A 24,412-nucleotide genomic window follows, 5' to 3' on the forward strand; every position below is an offset into this window, starting at 1 on the left:
CTAGAATTCAATATTATAGGTGATGGTAGGGACTGCTTGTCCAAAAATTGATAGTTTATAGCCAGTAACATTATTGTGAGCAGATCTGAAATAAACTGAGTGAGCATTTTTTCTACCAGTAACATTATATACACCAAAAATCAATGAAGAATGAAATGCCTTTTTCTTTTTTAAGTTTCCTTGCATTAACAGAGACAAATCGGCTCTAAAATAATCTGGAAGTCTGTAGGAGTTACGTTCGGAGTAATGCATTACAGGTATACCTTGAATATAGTACTTTGCTATAGGATAGGTAGCTGGTCGTCCGGTTTGATAAGTGAGGTTTGTTGATAAGATAAACCTTCGTGATAGTTTTAAGCTTAAAAATGATTTGATATTATGAGGCTTGTCAAATGGTGCTCTATAATATTCCCCATCATTTATAGCGAATTCTCCAGTTTTATCTGCGGATTTTAGATAGCTTCTAGAATAGGAATAGCTAAGCATAGCTTTAAATCTTCCTATATTTTTCCTGTATAAAAATTCTATTCCATAGTTTTTACCTCTTGCATTAATAACTTCCATCTCTGCAAATTCATTCAGATATAATTCAGCCCCGTCTTTGTAATCCTTTACATTTTTAATTTTTTTATAATAGGCTTCAACGGAAAATTCAGAAGCAGAATTTTTAAAGTTTTTATAAAATCCTAATGACAATTGATCACCAATTTGAGCTTTCATATATTTATCCGAAAGTTTCCAAGTGTCGGTAGGCGATATTGCTGTTGTATTGGATAATAAATGAATATATTGTCTGTTTCTGTTATAGCTTACTTTAACTGAACTTTGTGATGAAAGCCTATAACTTAGCCCTAATCTAACTTCGGGACCATGGCTGATATTATATATTCCAGAGGAATTTGTAGTGTCGATAATATTTAATTCACCGATAACATTATTTTCATAAATTAATTCATTTTTTGAACCTACATTGCCGAATAATGAATATCTGATACCTCCTTCAACCGTAATTGATGATGTAAGATCAAATGTTGATCCTAAAAATAATGCACCCTCAATGGCTTTTTCTTTGCCTATCTCCTTGGTTTTAACATATGAAGATTCTGAGGCTGCAGTCATTTTACCTGGTTCTATGTTGTAATATTTAACGTCTCCACCAAAATCGAAGCTTGTGTTGAGGTTTTTCTCGTAGTTCCAGGAAGATTTAAAACCGGTTTCTTTTACTTTATGTGTTAGGTTAAAAGCATTAGTAGTTACTTCATCGGAGCTCATATCATAGGAGAAATGTGTTGTATATGCTGTTTGTAATACCTTTAATTTCTCTGAAAATCGATGTCTCCAATTTATAGATCCTATAAAGTTTTTAAAGTTATATATTGTGTCTGAATGTAACTGAAATTCATCATTGCTATTATAATAACTAAGAGAAAGTTGATTGTTTTGATTTGGTTTATACAAAACTTTTCCATGTATATCATAGAAATCCGCTTTACTATTAATAAGCTCTTTGGAGTTAATTCTTTCCATTACCCAATCTGAGTAGGTAAATCTAAATGAATTGACGATTGATAATTTATCTTCGATTATTGGAATACTTGAGTAAACTTTTGATGTAACAGGACTAATTCCTAATTTTGTTTTAATTTTATTGTTAATGTTGTCATGAGCGTGAATGTCATAAGTTGATGAAATTCTTCCTCCAAATTTAACAGGTATACTTGCTTTATATAGACTTGCTTCATTAATAATATCACTATTGAAAGGAGAAAAGAAACCAAAAAAGTGAGCGGGATAGTAAATAGGTGCATTATCAATTAGGATTAAATTTTGATCCGCAGAACCACCACGAACACTAAACCCAATTGCTCCTTCTCCAGCACTTTCTACACCTGGTAGCATTGTAGTACTTTTTATGATATCAGGTTCCCCTAAAGCAGTTGGTAAACTATGAACTTCCTCCATTTTTATGTGTTCAATACCCATTGAAGAACGAGCTACTTTATCATTTTTGGCGGTAACTTTTACCTCTTTTATCTGCCTTATTTCATTGGTCATTTGAATATCCAAACGTCCTGTTCCCCTTAGGTTAACCTTTCGAGTTGTAGATTTCAACCCCATGTGTTTGAACTGTAAATTGTACCTGCCTGGTGGTAATTCAAATTCATAATATCCTTTTGAATCGGAAGTAACTCCTTGAGCAATATTGGGTAAATAGATTTCAACGGAATTAAGAGGAGTACGACTTTCGTGATGGGAAATATATCCGAATAATTTTACCTTTTTCTTTCCAATGGAATTTCCAATATAGTGAATTCTGTATTCTTGTTCCTGAAGTTTTGATAAGTCAGAATTACTTACAACACTATTTTCTGCTGAACCAGTATTGTCATTCTTAATTTCGTAAACACTAAAAGTAGAATTGAAATCCAGCTTATTTGTTATAACTATTATGTTTTGTCTAATGATAAATTTTAATTTTTTGTCTTTTAGAATATCCTCAAGTATATTTTCCAATTTTTCATCCTTATAGGTTTTAGTCAAATAAATATCATTTACCCAATCAATTTTATAAAAACATTGTATGTTATGCCTGTTTTTTAATTCTGTTGAGAATTCTATAAATGACATGCCATCCTTTCCAAGAGAAAAATACTGCTGTGCGTTAATACTACCATGGATTAGTACTAGCAAACCAATTAATAATAGGATTTTTCTTTTCATTTTATCAGGAATTAAGAGTCATAATTCGATACTATTGGAATGATATTCATAGGATACTTTGGTTTTATTTTAAGTTTATTCCGTTGTATGAATTTTTTTATTTCGCTGGAATTTTTAGTATAGATTTTTAATAGATCTTTGCGATTTCGAATCTGATGTAGCAACCCATTTTGTATTATATAAATAGTATTGTCGCTTTTAAAACTGTACTTAGATGTCTTTTGGCGAAGAATTTTAATCATTTTTCGATGAATTACATATACTAAACTATTATTAGTAGTTACTTGATAATATGTATCTTTATCAAGATTTTCATGGATGAGATCTCCACGTTTGAAATGAAAATCCTGACCTGCTTTTTTGAATTTAAACTCTTCTAATTCAGATTTATTTAATGCAATGATTCTTTTAGTATTATTTCGGGTTTCAATTGTAGTAAGTATTTCATCTTGTTCAAGATCATATCCGAGTATGACATTTTGATGTATAATTGATTGCATCTTTAGCTGTCCTTTTAAGCCTAAGCTATTTAAGAAAAGTTGTGAATTTTCAGAGTTCATTAATGAAGGAGTCCAGATTTTTCCATTTATTAAATTCTTGCTTGATTGTTTTGGAATTGGTTGTGCAATAAGGTTATTGCTAAAGCCAAGTATAATTAGAATTGCAATGAATATTCTTTTGTATAGTTTCATAGTGTTTGGATCTATTTGTTTTTTGTGTTAAAAGCTTAATCAATCCAGAATGAAGGTTTGGTTCTTGAATATTTTAGGCTACAATCATAACAATGGGTTGATTTAACATAGTAATCAGCGCTTTGAGGATAAGATTTGATCTCAATGATATGGTGTTTTTGAGGATTATATAATTTAGAGTCAATTATGTAAGTTCTACAATCTATAGGTTCTGGTGCAAATTCAATATTGAAATTATCAGAAGTGAAAGAATTAGCATTTTTGGTATGCGAAGAGACCTGAAAATATCCTAAAACTGGCTCATTACCATTACAACATTGAATATTGCCTTCGACATTAGATGGGATAACATCGAATAAACTTCCGTTTGATTGACTCATTTTATCAATATTGCTCCAAAATTTATAGCATTCTTTACTAATTGTATATGCTTGTATTTGAAGATAATATTCATAATTCAACTTAACTTCATCTTCTGCTATGGATGTAAGATCCAAATGGCTTACAGATTTAACTTCTAAATTCGATGCATCATAAATAAAAACTTTATTTGAGCGTTCTTTAGGATAACAGGTATATGCAGGATTTTCCGATTTGGGAATATTAACAATTGTATGCCATTCCCAACTTGCTTGATATTCCCACAATAAAAAGTTTGTATCGTTTAATGGGTTCTCTATATCGAAATAGAACTTAACTGCATTTTTACTCTCGTCCTTATCAATGATAATTTTATCAATTTCTCCATAAATTTTACTTATCGATATTGGAGAGTGCATTACCTCAGGATTTGATTCGAATACACTTCCATTTTTGGTAGTAATTTCAATCCAGTATGATTTATTAACCTCTCCTTTAAAAGAAGGATTGCTATTAATGTATTTTCCAGGTGAGATTTCAGACAATAATACAGATGTACCATCATCGCAATGAGTTATTATTTGTGCTCCTGTTTCGAACAATAAGGAATCATGTGAATTGATTTCGACACTTCTAAATAAATTAACTTCAAATTGAGTCTGATTGTTAGTTATTCGACCATCTACAACAAGAATTCCGGCTGTTGAGTCAATATTTGGAAAATATTTTTCAGTACAGGAATTGGCTAGAATCAAAAGAACCAAAATGATCTTAATTAGTTTTATTATGGTATTAAGGTGCATGTTGTTAGGGGTTAGTGGTTTAGAGTGCTTATAAATATATGATAATAATTTGAATGTTTTTGGTGTTTACGCGATAATTCAACATAACCCTATAATGGTTGAAACAATAAAAATTTGATATTTATATTTATTGTCTTATAAAATGCGGTTAAAATGTGTAGTATATACAATTTCGTTAATTATATTATCTTTTAATTTATATCAATTCTATATTTTAAAATAAGATTAATTTGTTTAATAATGAGTTTGTTAATGTATTTAATTGAAAGGGATGGTGTGAACTTTATAATTTTAACATAAAAGATATTCAGGAATGATTGTGAATTTTATGAATTCAGTATTTTTTAATATTAAATTTTAATCGACCCAGAATGAAGGTTTAGTTCTGGAGTATTTTAAACTGCAATCGTAGCAAAAGTTAGGTTTTACTTTGTACGCTATTTCGCCTTTTGGAAGTGTTATGACTTCTATGATATGATGTTTTTTAGGGTCATATTCCAATGAAGAGATTTGGGAAGTTCTACATTTGATAGTTTCTTGAGAAAATTTAATATTGTAATTATCAGCTTTGAAAGAATCAGCATTTTGAGTGTGTGAAGAGACCTGAAAATAACCTAAAATTTGATCATCACCATTACAACATTGAATATTTCCCTCTACATTAGCTGGGATAACATCGAATAAAGTCCCGTTTGATTGACTTACTTTTTTTATATTACTCCAAAACTTATAACATTCCTCACTAATTGTAAATGCATGCACTTGAAAATAATATTCATAATTCAGCTTCACCTCATGTTCTGTTATGAAAGCCGCTTGTAAATGTTTTAGAGATTTGACTTCTAAATTTGATGCATTATAAATATGAACTCTATTTGAACGTTCTTCAGGATAACAGATATAAGCTGGGTTTTCTGATTTGGGAATATTACTAATGGTATGCCACTCAAAACTTGCTTGATATTCCCATAAATAAAAGTCTGAATCGTTTGCAGGGTTCTGTAAATCGAAATAAAATTTTACGGCATTTGTGCTTTCATTTTTATCAATGATAATTTTATCAACCTCTCCATAAATATTGCTGATCGATATGGGAGAAAGCATTATCTCAGGATTTGATTCAAAGATTTTACCATTTTTGGTGGTGATTTCAATCCAGTATGTTTTACCAACTTCTCCTTTAAACGAAGGATTCATATTAATGTATTTTCCAGGTGACATCTCTGACATTAAGATAGATGTTCCATCATCACAATGGGTAATTATTTGTGCTCCTGTTTCGAACAGTAAGGAGTCATGTGATTCGATTTCAACACTTCTATATAAGTTAACTTCAAATTGAGTTTGGTCATTAGTTATTCGACCATCCACAACAAGGAGTCCTGCAGTTGAGTCTATGTTTGGAAAATATTTTTCAGTACAAGAATTTACCAAGACAAAAAGAACTAATATGATCTTTAATAGCTTTATTATGGTGTTGTAATACATGTTGTTAGGTGTTAGTAATTTAGCGCAAGTATAAATATATGATAATAATTCGGAGGGATTTTATTTTCTGAATTTACATAGATCATAATATTGTTGTGATTGAAACAATAAAATTGTAGATGTATATACTTATGGTGTTATAAGATTTAGATAAAATGGGAGGTAGAAACAATTTAGTTAATTTAGAGAGAAGAGAATTTTAGCTTGATAATGAATTTTTATCTAAAATAGCGTTGTTATAAATAAATTTCATCTCCCCTTAGTAAAAAAACAATTGTGAAAATTGAACCGACATGTATGATTGTTTTTTATGTATTTAAGCGGAGAGATGAATCTATTAGGATTAGATTTTATATTTCTTTTACAGTTAATTCTATTTCGCTTGAATCTAATATCTCAACAAAGGCACCTTCTGGAATTATTTTGCCAGTTGTAGTTGTTGCTTTTTTACCTGTTCCTGCAATAATAACTTTTCCCTTGTTTTTCTGTGGGTTGATCTCTTCCATTACATAAGCTTCTCTTCCAATATAATCTGCATCGATAGAAATATGCACTCCCTTTTTACTAATTAGCTTTTGCTTCAAAAAAGGTTTAAGAATCATTAGGCTAATTATAGAAAGGGTAATGAATACAATCAATTGAATTGAGATGGAAAAATTAGCGTAAGCCAATACTCCTGCACTAAGTGAACCAATGCCAAAGCACAGAGAAGAAAATGTAGAAGTCATAATTTCAACCACAAACAAACCTATTGACAATAGCATCCATAAATGCCAAATTTCTAGTTCCATAGCGATAAGTTTTTACATGGAAAGTAAAATTATGACAACTTTAAGTATGATCCTAGTGCCAAAACTGTCAAGTTTAACATTTAGGAGGTAATAATCACAAAATCAGCAAGTAATAGTTGTGATGGGCGACATATTATTAAGAATGATTCAAAATAGATTTATATTTGAGGTAATTTTGTGTAGATTTACCTTTAAATGTTGTATGAAATTATGTGTTAACTTAGTGCAACTAAGATTAGGTAGGATGAACAATACCGATAGGACTAGGATTGACCACTGTAATAATTGACAAATAATGACCGATAGAAAAAAGGATCATATAGAATTGGCTTTTCGTTCTCAAATTGAAAAAAGTTTTGTTGATGACAGGTTTTACTATGAACCATTTATAAATACTCATCTTCAAAAGGAATTGAAACCGTTTTCTTTTTTAGGAAAAGAAATTCGAACACCAATTTGGGTTTCGAGTATGACAGGAGGCACTAAACTTGCAGGAAAAATCAATGCAAATTTGGCTAGAGCTTGTGCAGAATTTGGTATGGGAATGGGTTTGGGTTCTTGTAGGTTGTTACTGGAGGATGACACATATCTGGAAGATTTTGATGTAAGACATGTGTTGGGATCAGATTTGCCATTGTATGCTAACCTAGGTATTTGTCAATTGGAGGAGTTGATAAAAAATAATGAACTATCTAAAATTTCTAATCTGGTTTCAAAACTTCAGGCAGATGGTATCATCATTCATGTAAACCCAATGCAAGAATGGCTTCAGCCTGAGGGTGATTTAATTGTAAGGCCACCTATAGAATCCATAAAAGATTTGCTAAAATATGCTGATTATCCTGTGATTGTAAAGGAAGTTGGACAAGGATTTGGACCTAATAGTTTAAATCAACTTTTACAATTGCCTTTGCAAGCTATTGAGTTTGGTGCGTTTGGAGGAACCAATTTCGCCAAGATTGAAATGATGAGAAATCCTGATAAGTTGATACAACTGTATGAACCTTTGGCAAAAATTGGTCATACTGCTGATCAAATGCTGGAATGGACCAATGCTATTGTTGAAAGCAATAAGCACATAAAATGCAAAGAACTCATTATCTCGGGTGGGATTCATAGTTTTATTGATGGTTATTATTTAACTGAGAAAAGTAAACTGCCTGCTATATATGGTCAAGCTTCAGAGTTATTAAAATATGCACAAGATTCATATTCTGATCTACAAAAATATCTTCAAACTCAAATTGAAGGTTTAAAAATAGCGAATACATATTTAAAGCTAAAGTAATTCCATTAACACATTTTTTTCTGAACTGGTTTTGCTTCGCTGAATAAAAAATGTAATTTAGGACCTGTAAGTATTTTATTATTTGCTGAATTTTCCTTTATTGCAGGAATTAAATATTAATTTATGAAGCGAAAATCGATAATATCAGGTTTTTCAAAGCTATCTCGGGAAGAAAAAGTTGCTGCTCTTACTGATAGTGCTGATAAGATTAAAGCAAAACTAGATAGTTTTCGACTACAGAATAAGGAACAACAAGATCTGTTGGATGAGATAAGCGAAAATACACTATCTAATTTTTATTTGCCTTTTGGTGTTGCGCCAAATTTTCTGATTAATAAGAGTTTGTATCATATTCCTATGGTTATTGAGGAGAGTTCTGTAATTGCTGCAGCTTCTCGATCTGCCAAGTTTTGGTCAAATCATGGAGGTTTTCATGCACGAGTTATTTCTGTGGTAAAATCTGGGCAAGTGCATTTCTTATGGAAAGGCGAAAAAGTAAGGTTGTTAGATTTATTGCCTGAGTTGAAATATGAACTCTATCGAACAACAAAGGAGTTGACACGAAATATGCGCCAACGTGGAGGTGGTATTCAGAATATACGATTGGTAGATTTATCGCATGAAATGGAAAATTATTACCAATTACATGTGGATTTTGATACCGTAGATTCGATGGGAGCGAATTTTATAAATTCATGTTTGGAGCAGATGGCGCAGACCATGAAGAAATTCTTTAAATATTATCAGGGTTTAAAAGATATAGAGCGCGAATGTGAAATTATCATGTCTATCTTATCCAATTATACTCCAGATTGTCTTGTTGAAAGTTGGGTGGAGTGCGATATCGAGGAGCTTGATAATATTGAGCCAGGAATGAGTGGTAGAGAGTTTGCAGAGAAATTTTCAAAAGCTTCAAAAATTGCAGAAGTGGATGTTTTTAGGGCTGCTACCCACAATAAAGGAATATTTAATGGGATTGATGCCGTTGCATTGGCAACAGGGAATGATTTCAGGGCAATAGAAGCTAACGGTCATGTTTGGGCAGCAAAATCAGGTAAATATAAAAGTCTTACTCATGCTTCCGTATCAAATAACCGATTTAAATACAAACTAACAATACCTCTTTCGCTAGGAACGGTTGGAGGACTAACCAGTTTACATCCATTGGCTAAATTTGGTTTGGAATTACTTGGAAAACCATCTGCTAAAGAGTTAATGATGATTACGGCTACTGCTGGGTTGGCGAATAATTTTGGCGCTTTAAGATCTTTGGTTACAACTGGAATACAGTATGGCCATATGAAAATGCATTTATCCAATCTTTTAAATGCATTAAAAGCCGATTATGAGGAAAAGAGACAAGCCTTGGAATATTTTGCACACAAAACAGTATCTTATAGCGAAGTAGAATCATTTATAAAATCAATTAGAACCAAGTTGCGATAGTTTGACACCATTAAAAAAATATTACTCAAATGCTAAATTTCTAATTACCGGAGAGTATTTGGTTTTGCATGGCGCTTTGTCATTGGCAATACCACTTCGATTTGGTCAATTGATGGAAATTTATGAATCAGATACGGATGTATTGGAGTGGACCGCATTGGATAGAGCTCAACCTTGGTTGCAATTTTCAATCTCTGAAAATGAGATTCTAAAGGCAGAAAACAAGGGGTTCTCTGAGAAGGATTTTGTGTGTTTTATTTTGAATCAGGCAAAGAGGTTAAATCCAGAATTTTTGCAAAATCATTCATTAAAGATTAAAACGGAAATTAATTTTGATAGAAATTGGGGATTAGGAAGCAGTTCAAGTCTGATTAATAATATTGCACAATGGGCCGATGTGAATCCATATGAATTGCATGCTTTAGTTTCAAATGGTTCTGGATATGATATTGCTTGTGCAAATTATTGTTTGCCCATTTTATTTCGTAGAAATGAATCTCATCCAATGATATATCCAATAAGGTTTGAACCTAATTTTTCGGATCAACTTTTCTTTGTATACCTGGGAAATAAGCAGAATAGTGAAGAAAGTGTAAAGAAATATCTGAATGGAAATCCTGTTAACAAAACTCAGGTTGAAAGCATATCATTACTGAGTAAGAGATTATTACAGAGTGAAAACTCTATGGAATTTGATGCTTTGATTTCTGAACATGAAAGATTTATTGGAGAAGTAATTTGTACAGATCCGGTAAAAACTGAAAAATTTCCTGATTTTGAAGGAAGTATGAAATCATTGGGAGCATGGGGTGGAGACTTTATTTTGGTTCGATCAGATATGGGAAAGAGAGAGGTGTATCGCTATTTTTATGAGAAAGGATTAACTACAATATTTGCTTGGGATGATATTATCTTGAGTTAACAATTGACAACTGAATGAAAAAAGGAACTGTGGCTTGGGAGAGCCCTTCAAATATTGCATTGATAAAATATTGGGGAAAAATAGGTAGACAGTACCCTTGTAATCCATCTGTAAGCATGACTTTGAAGAATGCGGTAAGCAGAACTCAATTGTCATTTTCAGAAAGGAAAGATAAGTGGATCAACTTTGAATTTGAGGGAAAGGAAAATCTTGATTTTGCCAAAAGAATTGAAAAACTTTTTGAAGGATTAAATGATGAATTACCATTTTTAAGCCAGTACTCGTATTCTATCACATCAGAAAATACCTTTCCTCATTCTACAGGAATTGCTAGCTCTGCTTCGGCTATGAGTGCTCTTGCATTGTGTCTTTGTAGTATGGAGGAATTGATCACAGGAAGTAAATTGGAACGTGATGAATTTTTACAAAAAGCAAGTTTTCTTGCTCGTTTAGGATCGGGTAGTGCATCTCGATCAATTTATGAATCCTATGCAACCTGGGGTGGGAGTGATGCATTTTCGAAAGCATCTGACGATTTTGCAACTCCTTTTTCAAAATACATTCATCCAATATTTAAAGATTATCAGGATTATATTTTATTGGTAAGTTCAAAAAAGAAAAAAGTTTCAAGTACAGCAGGACATGGATTGATGAACAATCACCCATTTGCAAAAACCAGATATGATCAGGCTAATTCAAACTTTGAGCAAATGCTTGGGATTTTGCGTAGTGGTGATTTGGAGAATTTTATAGAGGTTCTTGAAAATGAAGCATTAAGTTTGCATGGTTTGATGATGAATTCTACTCCTTCGTTTACCTTAATGAAACCTAATACTTTGGAAGCTATTGAATTAATTCGAGATTTTAGAAATACGACTAAAATTCCTGTAGGATTTACTTTAGATGCAGGTCCAAATATTCACTTGATGTTTCCTAAGAAAGACAGTAATAAAGTTGATGCTTTTGTAAATGAACAATTAACAGAATTGCTTGAAGATGGGAAATATCTTAAGGATGAGACAGGTTTAGGTCCCAAACAAATATATACTGCTGGTGGTGAATAAAGAGAGTGAATTGTTTCATGGGAAGCTTCTTCTATTTGGAGAATATTCGGTTTTGTTGGGTTCGATGGCATTAAGCATACCTTTCAAAATGTTTAAGGCCAATTTTGCTTTTATGCACGTGAATAAACCTGATGCAGAAAAAAAATCGAATTCAGAGTTAAAGAAGTATTTCAAATACCTGCTTTCAAATTCAAATGTGTTTGAGCCTATTTTGAACTTATCGAATTTGGAAAAAGATATCAATTCAGGCTTATTTTTCGATTCTTCAATTCCAATAAGTTATGGAGTAGGAAGTTCAGGTGCCTTATGTGCCGCAATCTACAAGCATTATGGGAAAAATAAAGAGAATAATGAACCTAACCTAAGAGGTTTAAAGCAAAGATTATCCTTGCTTGAATCTGGATTTCATGGTAAAAGTTCAGGCTTGGATCCATTGATTTCGTATGTCAATAAACCAGTATTGTTTTCAGGGGATGATCAACTTGAACTTGTAGATTTACAGCTGGATAAGTTTCTTGAGAATGCTGCAGTATTTTTAATTGATACCCAACAAAAGGGCGATACAGCTCCTTTGGTAAATGATTTTCTATTGCAATGTGAATCGATTGATTTTCGAAATAAAATTGTTGAAGAGTTGATACCAGTTACTCAACAATGTATCAATAGTTTTTGTAAGAATGATATTGACAATTTTTTTAAATCAATACAAAGTCTTTCAGCATTTCAATATCAAAACTTTATTAATAAAATTCCACATGCATATAGGGCATTGTGGAAAACAGGTCTCGATTCCAACAAATTCTGGTTGAAGTTATGTGGCTCAGGAGGAGGAGGTTACCTTCTTGGTTTTACCGGAAATATGAAAGAGACTGAAAGATTTCTATCGAAAATGAATTTTTCCTTTCATCGAATTACTTGTTCTTCGATGAAGTAAGTATTGGAATACTATAACTTACCTTGGTTCCCGATTTATTTGAGTTGATACTTTTCAAATCCACAATCTCAAAATTCATCTTTTTCGATGATTTAAAATTGTAAATTTTAACCCTATCCAAAGCAATAGAAGTAGCCAATGATTTATGATTTTTTTGTGTTGAATGTTTCTTAGCTTCATCTATTCCAATTCCATTGTCAATAATGTCAAATTTTAAGGACTGTTCATCCTCTGTTTTACTCACTTTAACATTTATACATGCTTCAGGATTATTGCGAAGTTTTCCATGAATAAGAGCATTTTCTATAAATGGTTGAGCTAGCATTGGAGGAATCATTACTTCATCTTGGTTTAGAGTGGCATCAATTTCAAAATTATAACAGATGTCATTTTCAAACCTTAGTTTTTGCAGTCCTATGTAATCTTCTAATGTTCGTAATTCTGTTCTTAGCGAAACGAATTCTTCTCTAGAATTCTCTAAAATACCGCGTACCAAACTAGCCAATCTTGAGAGGTAATTGTTGGCATCATCATTCTTTTCGTCTAAAATAAAACTTTGAATCGCTGTTAGGGAGTTGAATAGAAAGTGTGGGTTCATTTGTGTTAATAATACTTTCTGACGCAAGTCCATGATTTTATGATCTGCTCTCATGCGGTTAATTCTTAGCGAAACCAAAACTGCAACAACTCCAAGTATCATTACAACCAATAAGACAATAATCCAGGCATTTTTCTGCCCTAGTTCAAGATTTTGAATTTGGGTACGTTGTTGTAATAATTCAAATTCCTGCTTTTTCTTTTCATTTTCATAAGCAGCAGCCAATTCAGCAAATTTATTTTCATTGCTTATTGTATTTAAGGAATCTTTTAGCTGAACTCCCTTAGATTGATATTCATAAGCTTGCTTAAATTGCTTTTTGTCTTTATACAGCGATGATAGATGAAAAAGTATATCTGGTAATACGAGATGATGTTCCAATTTCTTTGCAAGATCAAGTGATTCCAGTAAATATTTCTCACTTAAGGTATATTCCTGTAATTCGAAATAGGTAGAACCAAGTTGTAACTTTACATTTATAAGCCCAGAAAAATTTTCAAGTTCAGTTCTAAGTTTTTCAGACTTTTTTAAATATACCAATGCAGAATCAAGTTGTTTATTGGATTGATACAAGTATCCGATGTTGAAATACAATTTAGAGTCAAGAAGTTTATTATTGATTTTTGCATTTTCCTTAAGTGCCATTTCATAATATTCAAGTCCTTTTGAATATTCCTCTAGTTTTTCGCAAACTGCACCCAGATTGCAATAAGCTTTAGCAACTTCTAAAGAATTATTATGCTTCTGAAAGCTTTTTAATGCCAACTTGTAGTAATCTTCAGCATATTCTAAATTCTTAATTAATTGATGCAGATTACCTAAATTATTGTAAACACTACCTAACCCTTTGTCATATTTTACTTCTTTGTATATCTGAAGATTTTCAAGGTAAAATTCAAGTGCTTTATCGTACTGTCCTTGACTTTTATATAGGAGCCCAATATTCCCAGTAACCTTTCCTACATCTACCTTAGAACCAAGAGCTTCGAATTGAGGGATAGCTTTATTGTAGTAATAAAAGGAAGAGTCTGTATTGCCTGAATAAAAATAATTTATGCCTTGACGTTTATAAGCTTTTGATAAGAAAACAGGATCTTCAGTTTCTTCAGCTAATAATATCGCTTCGTTACAGATTTCTATACTTTTGGTTAACGAATTATTTCTTAATAGAAAAGATGATGAATCGAGGTAAGTTGTTATTCGCTCCTGTAAGTTTTTGTTACTTGACTTATCATCATTATTAAAAGAACAAAATGATGAATAGGATATTAATAAAAGTGCAACTGTTGATATTGTTTTTAACATGATTAATTCAGGTTATGTGATTAATGGAATAGAGTAGGTCACCTTAGTTCCATTTTCACCATGATTACTTAAATCAACGATTTCAAAATTCATTTTTTTCGAAGATTTAAAATTGTAAATCTTCACACGATCTAGAGCAATTGAAGTAGCCAATGATTTATGATTTTTTTGTTCTGATTGTTTTTTGGCTTCTTCTATCCCAATTCCGTTATCAATAATACTAAATCTTATTGATTCTTCATCATCTGTTTTAGAGACTTTTACATTAATACAAGCTTCTGGATTATTTCTAAGCTTGCCATGAATTAAAGCATTTTCGATAAATGGTTGTGCCAGCATTGGTGGTACCATTACTTCATCTTGATCCAAGGTTGCATCGATCTCGAAATTATAGGCAATATCATTTTCAAATCTCAATTTCTGCAGTCCAATATAATCTTCAAGTGTTTTCAATTCTGTGTTTAATGAGACGAATTCCTCTCTTGAATTTTCCAAAATTCTGCGCACCAAACTGGCTAATCTTGAAAGGTAATTATTAGCATCATCATTTTTATCATCTAAAATAAAACTCTGAATTGCAGTTAATGAATTGAATAGAAAGTGAGGATTCATTTGTGATAGCAGAACTTTCTGGCGCAGATCCATGATTTTGTGGTCAGCACTTAAGCGATTAATTCTAAGCGAAACCAAAACAGCTACTACACCAAGAATCATTACAACCAATAGTACAATAATCCAAGCATTTTTCTGACTTAACTCAAGGTTTTGAATTTGGGTTCGTTGTTCTAGCAATTCAAATTCTTTCTTTTTCTGTTCAGATTCGAATTTTGCTGTTATTTCTGCCAATTGTTCATCTCTAACGATTGCTTGTAGTGAATCTTTAAGGGAGTAATACTTTTTTAAATAGGATATGACCATTTCTGGACGCTTCAATTTTTCAAGAAGGTCAGAATAGTATAGATATGCTACACTTAAATCTTCAGATAAATTCTGTTTCTTGCAAAATGTTTCTGCCTTTTTAAAGTAAGTTTCAGCATTTGTAAATTGCTCTAATTCTTGCAGTACAATGGCTTTTTTAATATATAATTTCCCAATTCCCCAAATGTCATTAAGTTGTAGTCTAATGTCTTCGCACTTATTAAAATACTCTAGCGCTTTAAGCGGTTTTCCCATTGCTTGATAGCACTCTCCAATATTTAATTGAATAATTGCCTTATGCTGTAACATACCATCCTTTTCATTCAATCTTAAAGCTTTAAGTTGATAGTCTAGGGATTCTTCAAATAAATCTTGTTGGAATTTAATAACACCAATATTTGTTAGAACTCTTGAATAACGTTGAGTTTCGTTAATTTTGGAATAAATCTCTTTTGCTTTAAGATAAAATTTAAGGGCTTTGTTGAGATTTCCAAGTGTTTGATATACTCCTCCAATATTTGTAATAGCTGCTGCAATTCCTTTGGAATAATTTATAGCTTCATATATTTCTAGTGCTTTTAAATATTGTTGTAGGGCTTTATCATATTTATTAGTTCTTCTATACAATATACCTTTGTTTGAAATCAAAGCGGCAACGTTTAAGCTGTCATTAATTGATTCAAATTTTTCTTTTGCTTTATCGTAATGGATAAATGCAGAGTCAAATAACCCCTGATATAAAAATGTTGTTCCTTGTGATTTATGAGCAAACCCTATAAGTTCTGGCTGTTTGGTAGACTTGGCTAATTTTATCGCTTTTCTACCAATGTAAGCACAGCTATCAAATGAGGAATTTCTTAAACTTTTAACTTGATTAAGAAGATTGTCTACCTCCTCTTCAATTTGAGATTGTGGAATGTCATTGAGAATGATTTCGGCCTGCAAATAAAATGATGATATTGTAAAAAGAAGTAGTAAAACTAAGGGTTTCATATTTAAGAGTGTTAATAGAAAATCATCGCAAAATATGAATATTCAATGAAAAAGAGATAACTGCTTAGCAAAAAATAGATTTATGGTAACAAAAAAGCCTGATCAACGATCAGGCTTTCAATATCCATGCTTAAGTGGATTTAAAAATTGTATGTAATACCAACGCCTGGTAACCAAGCTCTGTATTTGTATTCGCCAGCAAATCCAGAATTTGTATCAATTCTGTCAACCTTTTCTCCTTCATTGTAAAGAACGGTGGCATCAAGACTTAGCTTATTAGTAAGTTTGTATGAAAAACCTAATGATACACCAACTTTGTTTGCACCAGGAGTTTCTGGTGTATAATACTGGTCATTTGTTGGAGTTTGGTCGAAATATAAACCAGCATAAAGATCCAATTTCTCGTTTGCAGTATATCTTGTACCAAATCTCCAGGTCATAGTATTATCCCAATCTCTTGTACTTTCTGAATCAGTTAATACAGGAATTGTCATTGGTCCACCCGGAGTGTTAACTGTTGTTGTTGTATTTGTTTCGAAATCGAAATCCAATGATTTGTATTCACTCCACTTGATGAAATTTACATCGGCAGAAACCAACCATTTATCGTTAATTTGATAAGCAAAACCCAAGTTAAAGCTTGCAGGTAGTGGCAAAGAAGCTGCAACGCCACCATCAGGGAATAACGGAGATACTGGATCGATTACAGTGAAGTCTGCTGTAGCATCCGAATATGCAAGATCTACATCAACTTGTGATCTGTATGAGATCCCGATGTTTAATTTATCATTTGGTTGTATAAAAACACCAAGGTTATAACCATACTGAATGTTGTTACCAGAAATTTCTACTGAACCATCTACTGGTGTTGGAGATCCTACAAGAGGGCCTACATTTACTGCTCTGTTTAGTTCAACATCACCATAAACAATATTTAAGCCGGCACCAATACTTAACCAATCGTTAACTTTATAAGAAACTGTTGGTTGAATATAAATACTCTTCATGCTAATGTCCTGAATTAAATATCTTCCTGACCATGTTTCACCCCAATCCATAGTATTGCCAAATGGAGTGTATACCCCAAGACCAACAGCAAACTTGTCGCTTACTTTCATTGATCCATAAAAATAGAAGGGAGTATTTGTTGGGTTATCAGTTGACTCTTTACCATTTAAGCCTGTGTACTCTGCTTTTGTTAATGTTCCAAATCCACCTAAAGAGAAACTGTATTTGCTATCTAAAGTTGCAAGTGCACCTGGGTTCCATTGCATACTACTCGCATCAAAGTTTAAGGCAGTACCAACATGGCCCATACCAGTTTGCTTGACACCTTGTAGATTTACAGCAAAACCTTCCGCTTTTACATTGTATGCCATTGCAATTATAGCGATGGCTAAACAAATTCTTTTAATCATAAGTTGATGTTTTAAATTTTCGATTTGAATATAAATCAAAAACTTTGTCTTACAAGAGTAAAAGGATTAAGATCAGAATGTTACTGTGTGTAAATATCAGAAAATCAAAACCATGCAAATATTTAGATTTGTCGATAGGAAAAAGGACTGGTATTTTTGGATTGTCTTTTATTAAATTTTAATACTTTTATCTTGAATAAGATATCTTTATTCAATGATATGACTAGAAACTTGAATAAAAAAACAGCCGGAAATTATACTTACCAGAGTTTTAAAGAGGGATACCGAAGCGTAACTCCTTCTTTAATTAATCGTTCCTTCGAATGGAAGGATAAGCAGATTAATATTCTGTTAGAGAAAGCGATGTTGGAATTGGGTGAATTGAATGCTTTCTCTAAATTTTTTCCAAACATAAACCGATACATTCCTTTATTTGTAGCTCAAGAGGCGGTTGCTTCCAATATGATAGAAGGGAGTAAATGTAGTTTACCTCAAGCTTTTGTGCCAGAAAATTCTAAGAGTTTTAAACGCATATATGAGCAAAAGGAAATTACGAATCATATCGAAGCTATAAAATGGGGTGTTAAAGAGTTAAAACGCTTTCCTTTAAGTATTCGATTGGTAAAAGAATCTCATAGAATACTATGTTCTGATTTGCCTCAGTTGGAAGATTATGGTGGTAAAATCAGGCCATTCTTTCATTCAAATGACAATAAGTTTGAGGATGGATTTGAATATACTCCGCCCAACAAGCATGAACTGAAGATATTAATTAATGATGGAAAGAAGTTTTGGCGGAATGAATCTTTGGAATTACCGCAATTGATTAAAATGGCAATATCATTATATCAATTCGAAAATATCCTCCCTTTTCTCGATGGTAATGGAAGAACAGCTCGAACTCTTATTCTTTTCGAAATGATGGAGTTAAATTTTGTGCACAAACCTGTTTTTTGCTTATCGGTGTTTTTTGAGCGCAATAGATTGGAGTATTATCATCGATTAAATTTAATTCGATCGAAGAATGATATAGAACAATGGATTCGTTTTTTCTTGACTGGAATTAAAGAATCGGCTCGATATAGCAAAGAGATATTGGGCAAAATCAACGCAATGGTAGAAAAAAATGAGAAGTTGATTGAGGAAAAAATCGGTAAAAAACGACACCAATCTGCCAAACAATTGATTGTTGAGTTCTATTCCAAACCATTTTTATCGGTAAATGATATCAAAGAGAAATTGGGATTAAGCTTTCAATCGGCCAATGTACTTATAAAAGACCTTGAGAATATAGGATTGGTTAAAGAATTGGTTGGAGCAAGAAGGAATAGACTTTTTTATTTGTGGGAATATTTACAATTATTTGAATTATAAAAAAAAGCCGATTCTAAAATGAATCGGCTTTTCGTTATTCTTAAGGTTTTACCCTAATACTTCTTTCATCTTTTTGCCGATTTCAGCAGGTGATTTTACTACGTGAATTCCAGCAGCAGCCAATGCTTTCATTTTCTCCTCGGCTGTACCTTTACCACCAGCAATAATAGCTCCGGCATGTCCCATACGTTTTCCAGGAGGTGCCGTTTGACCTGCGATGAATGCAACAACTGGCTTGTCAACATTTTCGGCAATGTAAGCAGCAGCTGTTTCTTCATCCGATCCACCAATTTCACCAATTAAAACAATGGCTTCTGTTTTAGGATCTTCGTTTAGTAATTTAACTGCATCGATATGCTTGGTTCCAATAATTGGATCACCGCCAATACCAATTGCTGTTGATTGTCCAAAACCAGCTTCACCCAATTGGTGAACAGCTTCGTAGGTTAATGTACCCGAACGAGAAACAATACCAATGGTTCCTGGCTTATGAATAAATCCAGGCATGATACCAATTTTTGCTTCGCCAGGAGTAATTACACCTGGACAATTAGGTCCCACCAAAGTTGTTTTTGGATATTTTTTAAGGTATTCATGAACCTTTAGCATATCAAAAGTTGGAATTCCTTCAGTAATACAAATTACCAATTCAACACCAGCTTCTGCTGCTTCCATAATGGCATCGGCTGCGAATGGAGGTGGAACGAAAATAACAGAAGCATTGGCTCCGGTTTTTTCAACAGCACCTTTCATGGTATTGTAAATCGGAATTTTATCCATAAATAGCTGCCCTCCTTTACCTGGAGTAACACCAGCAACTACATTGGTTCCATAGTCAATCATTTGTTGGGTGTGGAACGCACCTTCGGAACCAGTGATTCCCTGAACCACTAGTTTTGTATTTTTATCTACTAATACACTCATTACGCTTCAATTGTTTTAAGGGTTCCTACTACTTTTTCAGCTGCATCTTTTAACTCAGTAGCAGCAATAATATTCATTCCTGATTCCTCCAAAAGTTTTTTACCTTCTTCGGCATTGGTTCCTTGTAGTCGAACCACAATTGGTACTTTGGTGTCGATATTCTTTATAGCTTCAATAACTCCTTTGGCAACACGGTCGCAACGAACAATACCACCAAAAATATTAATAAGCACTGCTTTTACATTTTTATCGGAAAGAATGATTCTAAAGCCTTTCTCTACAGTTTCGGCAGATGCTCCACCTCCAACATCAAGGAAATTGGCAGGTTCTCCACCAGTAAGTTTAATGATATCCATGGTTCCCATTGCTAAACCAGCACCGTTTACCATACAACCAATATTACCTTCTAGTTTAATATAGTTAAGGCCAGATCTTCCTGCTTCAATTTCAAGCGGTTCTTCTTCGTCTAAATCACGAAGAGCAACAATATCTTTATGACGATACAAAGCATTTTCGTCGAAATTTGCTTTGGCATCAAGGGCAATTACAGCGCCTTCTTTGGTAACAACCAATGGGTTGATTTCAAAAATAGATGCATCGGTTCCCATATAAGCTTTGTAAAGTGCCATTAAAAACTTCACGCCATTTTTAAAAGCATCACCAGTTAAATTTAGTGCAAATGCCATTTGTCTGGCTTGAAATGGCTGAAGACCAACAGCAGTATCAACCACTACTTTTACAATTTTTTCAGGAGTTTCTTCAGCTACTTTTTCAATTTCCATCCCACCTTCAGTGGATACCATGAAAGTAACTGCAGAAGTAGCACGGTCCATAACAATACCTGCATACAATTCTCTATCAATGTTTGAAGCAGCTTCAATAAGCACTTTCTTTACTAGTTTTCCTTCAGGACCAGTTTGATGTGTCACCAAAGTCATACCCAGGATGTCGTTGGCATATTGAGAAACATCTTGTGCAGTTGGAGCAAATTTAACTCCACCACCTTTTCCTCTACCACCGGCGTGAATTTGAGCTTTAACAACTACCGGCAAGCCAATTTCGGCTGCGGCCTCTTCAGCTTCCTTAACCGAGAATGCAATTTTGCTTTCTGGAACAGGAACACCAAACGAGCGTAAGATTTCTTTTGCTTGATATTCGTGAATCTTCATTCTATAAAAATTTTTTGTTAGGCTTGGAATGACCTGCAAAAGTTCTGCTGGTATTGTTTTACTTGATTTTGAACAGATTTAGGCAAGTCGGTTAATAATAATACAAATGTTTAATTTTTAGATGAACCTAAATATATAAATATCTGCATGGAATAAAAAGGTGATTTCTCATAAATTTAAAGATTTTCGCATCTTTAATTTATATTATCGTGTAAGTGGTTGTAATTCATCTGTAATGCGAAGTGTTATTCTTTTTCGATGAGTTTATAGATTGAAGTTATATCTCAAAAACAACCATCGTCAATTACCTATAATTAGGGAAAACATGTAAAAACTCCCATTTATCGATTTTTTTGAATATTCTCCCGATTAAATAGAGATTGAACGCATTCTATTTTGTAATTTCAAACTCAAACAGAAAAAACGAGAACCAATTTTATCATTTAGTGGCCATAGATGGTAAGTTTTAATTCAGAAGTTATTAAATACCATTCTGGATTTTTCTCAGAGCCAATAAATTGTTCTAATTTTAATTACATCAATTTTAAAAACGAATAAAAAATGAGCGCATACTTTAACAAGGTAAAAGATTACCTATTGAACTTAGAATACAACATTGTACAGGAAGATTTAGCAGAAGAACTATTCGTAGTTGAAAATCCTGAAGGAGGAATTGCAAACTTGGTTGTTGATTGTGAGGATCCAATTCTAATTATTGAAGGATTACTTTTCGAAATTAGTGGTGATAAGGATGATATTTTTAAATCATTACTAATGAAAAACAGAGAAATAGTACATGGTGCTTTTACTTTAGACGAAACTGGAACAAAGGTGTTGTTCCGCGATACTCTTCAGTTGGAAAATCTGGACCAAAATGAATTGGAAGCAACTTTAAATTCATTGGAACTATTGCTGAGTGAATACTCAGAAGAGATTATTTCATTTTCAAAATTGTAAACGATAAAAGATTAAAATAAAATGGGAATTTTTAGCAGACTATTTAATGTGGGTAAAGCAGAAGCTCACGCCGCTATAGATAAATTAGAGGATCCTATTAAGATGACTGAGCAAGGAATCAGAGATCTTAAAAAGGATTTGGATAAAAGCTTACAAGCTTTGGCTGAAGTAAAGGCTTTGGCAATTAGAAGCAAAAGAGAATTGAATGAACAAAAGTCGATGGGACAGAATTACGAACAAAAAGCGATTCTTCTGTTGCAAAAGGCTGAAAAGGGTGATTTAGATGTTGCAGAAGCAGAACGTTTGGCAACGGAAGCATTGGCAAGAAAGGAAGAAGCAGTTGCAAATGCAGCTCGCGCTCAGGAAGAGGTGACTCGATTCGATCAGAACATTAGTCAGCTTGATGCGAATGTGAAAAAGTTGAAATCAACAATCACTCGTTACGAGAATGAATTGCGTACTTTAAAGGCTCGTGCTCGTGTAAGTTCAGCAACTCAAAAAATCAACAAGCAACTTTCTGGAATTGACAGTTCGGGGACGGTTTCTATGTTGGAAAAAATGAAAGACAAAGTTGCTCAGCAAGAAGCAATGGCTGAAGCTTATGGAGAAATTTCTGTTGAGAACAGAAGTTTGGATGATGAGATTGATGCAACTTTAAATGAAACTAACGTTAAAGCTTCGAATGCCTTGGAAGAGTTAAAGGCTAAGATGAAGAATAAGGAATAGCTGTTTTACAAATTGAACGAAATTAAAAATGGGATTAGCCGATTTTTTTAAAAGAAAAAAACAGCCCTCGTACGACAGCACCAACATCCGGGTAACCGACCTGGATGTTGGTTTTGTTTTTGAATACGATCTTGAAAGTTGGGAAGTACAGGCTTGTTTTGAATACGATTGGGGAGATAATTTCTTCACCCAGGAGTTTAAGATTTTTAACGGAACAAAAACCAGGTTTTTATCCGTTGAAGATGATGATGAGCTGTATTTATCTGTTTCCGAAAAAATAAAAACTCGTCAATTAGGAGCTGATGTTCATGAGTCCTTGCTTGGCAATCAGAAAGCTCCTGCATCATTTGAATACGATGGTAGAAAGTATTTCATGGAGAAAGAATCACCTGGTTTCTATAATGATGTAGCCAAAGGTGACGAATGGGTTGAGTTTATCTCATGGGATTACGAAGATGAAACGGGTGAATACATTGTTTGCATAGAACAATGGGATGAACAGGAATTCGAAGCATCTGCCGGAAAACGAATCAAAGAATTCGAAATCTCTAATATCTTACCAAAAGAAATTACGAATTAATAATTAGAAATTACGAAGAAGAGATTCAATTTGTAATTGATCTTTCGTAATTCGTAATTTAAAACGAAGTTATAATGAATAGCACAGCAAAAGTTGTACTTGGGATCATCGTATTGTTTTTTATTGTGAAAACATGTGGAAGTTGCGATTCGTCCACATCTCGTCAGGGAACATCAAGCTCTCAAGTATCAAAAACATGGCAAAAATCACCGGTTGATGAGTTGATTAAAGAATTGAATGGAGAGCAAAACTTTTCCATCATTCTTTTCGATATGGATGCAAGTGAATCGGGAAAGGATTACAGACATCAGTATCAGGTATTGATAGAAAAACCAGATACTATTCTTGAGAAGAAAACCGGATGGAGAGAAGTTAGTGAGCCATTTTTCTCGCAGCACATTAATGATATGGGAATGGAAATTGCCTCAAAAAAGGATGGCAAGCTAACTAAGCAAGCTGTTCCAGCAGGTTATAATCATTATGTGGGAAATGAGAAGTACGGACGATGGGAAAATCGTGGTGGATCTTCTTTCTGGGCATTCTATGGACAATATGCTTTTATGTCTTCGATGTTTAATATGATGACTTACCGTAGATCATATTGGGACGATTACAACCGAGGTGGTTATTATGGTGGATCAAGAGGATATTATGGACCAAGAGGAGGAAGTCCGGTTTATGGTACCAAAAGTTATACATCTTCAACATCAGGAAAGAGTAGCACTTGGGCTAGCAAACCTAATACTTTTAAAGATCGCGTAAGAAGTAAAGTAAGTCGCTCGTCTAGTCAGTCAAGCAGATTTAGCTCTACACGCTCAAAATCTTCAAGTACTGTAAATAAGAAAACAAGCAGAAGTTCTTCTAGATACAAGTCAAGTCGTTCTACACGCTCACGCAGTGGTGGATTTGGTAAATAATATTGGTGTATAACTCATAGATTT

20 protein-coding genes are annotated in these 24,412 nt (G+C 33.1%); 10 read left to right on the forward strand and 10 right to left on the reverse strand.

Features of this window, described 5'->3' with window-relative positions; genetic code table 11:
- The 5 genes from DF185_RS17835 to DF185_RS17855 all read right to left on the reverse strand — a co-directional run bounded on the left by DF185_RS17835 (position 1) and on the right by DF185_RS17855 (position 6,855).
- Positions 1–2,721, reverse strand: a complete 2,721-nt coding sequence (locus DF185_RS17835) for a TonB-dependent receptor (protein WP_110362123.1) — start codon at positions 2,719–2,721, stop codon at positions 1–3.
- 11 nt (positions 2,722–2,732) lie between these two features.
- Entirely contained in the window at positions 2,733–3,413 is a 681-nt protein-coding gene (locus DF185_RS17840) for a hypothetical protein (protein ID WP_110362124.1), read from the reverse strand.
- A gap of 35 nt (positions 3,414–3,448) precedes the next feature.
- The gene (locus DF185_RS17845; RefSeq protein WP_110362125.1) at positions 3,449–4,576 is read right to left on the reverse strand and encodes a DUF4249 domain-containing protein; all 1,128 of its coding nucleotides are present in this window, start codon (positions 4,574–4,576) and stop codon (positions 3,449–3,451) included.
- A gap of 357 nt (positions 4,577–4,933) precedes the next feature.
- On the reverse strand, positions 4,934–6,064 hold the full coding sequence (locus tag DF185_RS17850) for a DUF4249 domain-containing protein (protein ID WP_110362126.1): 1,131 nt from the start codon (positions 6,062–6,064) through the stop codon (positions 4,934–4,936).
- Between the two features lie 350 nt (positions 6,065–6,414).
- A complete protein-coding gene (locus DF185_RS17855; RefSeq protein WP_110362127.1) occupies positions 6,415–6,855 on the reverse strand; it encodes an NfeD family protein in 441 nt (146 codons plus the stop codon).
- A gap of 295 nt (positions 6,856–7,150) precedes the next feature.
- On the opposite strand from DF185_RS17855, the gene DF185_RS17860 reads away from it, so the two are divergent.
- From DF185_RS17860 to DF185_RS17880, 5 genes are all read left to right on the forward strand, one after another.
- The gene (locus DF185_RS17860) at positions 7,151–8,143 is read left to right on the forward strand and encodes a beta/alpha barrel domain-containing protein (protein WP_110362128.1); all 993 of its coding nucleotides are present in this window, start codon (positions 7,151–7,153) and stop codon (positions 8,141–8,143) included.
- 123 nt (positions 8,144–8,266) lie between these two features.
- Entirely contained in the window at positions 8,267–9,589 is a 1,323-nt protein-coding gene (locus tag DF185_RS17865) for a hydroxymethylglutaryl-CoA reductase, degradative (RefSeq protein WP_110362129.1), read from the forward strand.
- A gap of 1 nt (position 9,590) precedes the next feature.
- A complete protein-coding gene (locus DF185_RS17870) occupies positions 9,591–10,511 on the forward strand; it encodes a GYDIA family GHMP kinase (RefSeq protein WP_110362130.1) in 921 nt (306 codons plus the stop codon).
- A gap of 14 nt (positions 10,512–10,525) precedes the next feature.
- A complete protein-coding gene (locus tag DF185_RS17875; protein ID WP_110362131.1) occupies positions 10,526–11,575 on the forward strand; it encodes a diphosphomevalonate decarboxylase in 1,050 nt (349 codons plus the stop codon).
- Positions 11,565–12,509, forward strand: coding sequence for a mevalonate kinase family protein (locus DF185_RS17880; protein WP_133250079.1), 945 nt, complete (start codon positions 11,565–11,567; stop codon positions 12,507–12,509). The genes DF185_RS17875 and DF185_RS17880 overlap by 11 nt, the downstream gene beginning before the upstream one ends.
- On the opposite strand, the gene DF185_RS17885 is transcribed toward DF185_RS17880, so the two are convergent.
- The 3 genes from DF185_RS17885 to DF185_RS17895 form a co-directional block, all read right to left on the reverse strand.
- Positions 12,487–14,412 carry a tetratricopeptide repeat-containing sensor histidine kinase gene (locus tag DF185_RS17885; protein ID WP_110362133.1) on the reverse strand — a complete coding sequence of 642 codons (1,926 nt, stop codon included), beginning with the start codon at positions 14,410–14,412 and terminating at the stop codon, positions 12,487–12,489. The two genes, DF185_RS17880 and DF185_RS17885, sit on opposite strands and share 23 nt — an antisense overlap.
- A gap of 12 nt (positions 14,413–14,424) precedes the next feature.
- Positions 14,425–16,323: a tetratricopeptide repeat-containing sensor histidine kinase gene (locus DF185_RS17890; protein ID WP_110362134.1), complete on the reverse strand. Its 1,899-nt coding sequence runs from the start codon at positions 16,321–16,323 to the stop codon at positions 14,425–14,427.
- A 140-nt stretch (positions 16,324–16,463) separates the two neighbouring features.
- A complete protein-coding gene (locus tag DF185_RS17895; RefSeq protein ID WP_110362135.1) occupies positions 16,464–17,741 on the reverse strand; it encodes an OmpP1/FadL family transporter in 1,278 nt (425 codons plus the stop codon).
- A gap of 192 nt (positions 17,742–17,933) precedes the next feature.
- On the opposite strand from DF185_RS17895, the gene DF185_RS17900 reads away from it, so the two are divergent.
- Positions 17,934–19,115, forward strand: coding sequence for a Fic family protein (locus DF185_RS17900; protein WP_133250080.1), 1,182 nt, complete (start codon positions 17,934–17,936; stop codon positions 19,113–19,115).
- 48 nt (positions 19,116–19,163) lie between these two features.
- Here the strand turns inward: DF185_RS17900 and sucD are convergent, their stop codons facing one another.
- Positions 19,164–20,039, reverse strand: coding sequence for a succinate--CoA ligase subunit alpha (gene sucD, locus DF185_RS17905; RefSeq protein ID WP_110362137.1), 876 nt, complete (start codon positions 20,037–20,039; stop codon positions 19,164–19,166).
- Positions 20,039–21,208, reverse strand: coding sequence for an ADP-forming succinate--CoA ligase subunit beta (gene sucC / locus DF185_RS17910; protein WP_110362138.1), 1,170 nt, complete (start codon positions 21,206–21,208; stop codon positions 20,039–20,041). Before sucC ends, sucD begins: the two co-directional genes overlap by 1 nt.
- 561 nt (positions 21,209–21,769) lie before the next feature.
- On the opposite strand from sucC, the gene DF185_RS17915 reads away from it, so the two are divergent.
- From DF185_RS17915 to DF185_RS17930, 4 genes are all read left to right on the forward strand, one after another.
- Complete coding sequence (locus DF185_RS17915; RefSeq protein ID WP_110362139.1) at positions 21,770–22,165, forward strand: CesT family type III secretion system chaperone; 396 nt, start codon at positions 21,770–21,772, stop codon at positions 22,163–22,165.
- A gap of 21 nt (positions 22,166–22,186) precedes the next feature.
- Entirely contained in the window at positions 22,187–22,891 is a 705-nt protein-coding gene (locus DF185_RS17920; protein ID WP_110362140.1) for a PspA/IM30 family protein, read from the forward strand.
- A gap of 28 nt (positions 22,892–22,919) precedes the next feature.
- Entirely contained in the window at positions 22,920–23,471 is a 552-nt protein-coding gene (locus tag DF185_RS17925; RefSeq protein ID WP_110362141.1) for a DUF4178 domain-containing protein, read from the forward strand.
- A gap of 74 nt (positions 23,472–23,545) precedes the next feature.
- Positions 23,546–24,388 carry a hypothetical protein gene (locus DF185_RS17930; protein ID WP_110362142.1) on the forward strand — a complete coding sequence of 281 codons (843 nt, stop codon included), beginning with the start codon at positions 23,546–23,548 and terminating at the stop codon, positions 24,386–24,388.
- The last annotated feature ends 24 nt before the right edge of the window (positions 24,389–24,412 follow it).

The organism is Marinifilum breve, from assembly GCF_003202155.1.
GTDB lineage: Bacteria > Bacteroidota > Bacteroidia > Bacteroidales > Marinifilaceae > Marinifilum > Marinifilum breve.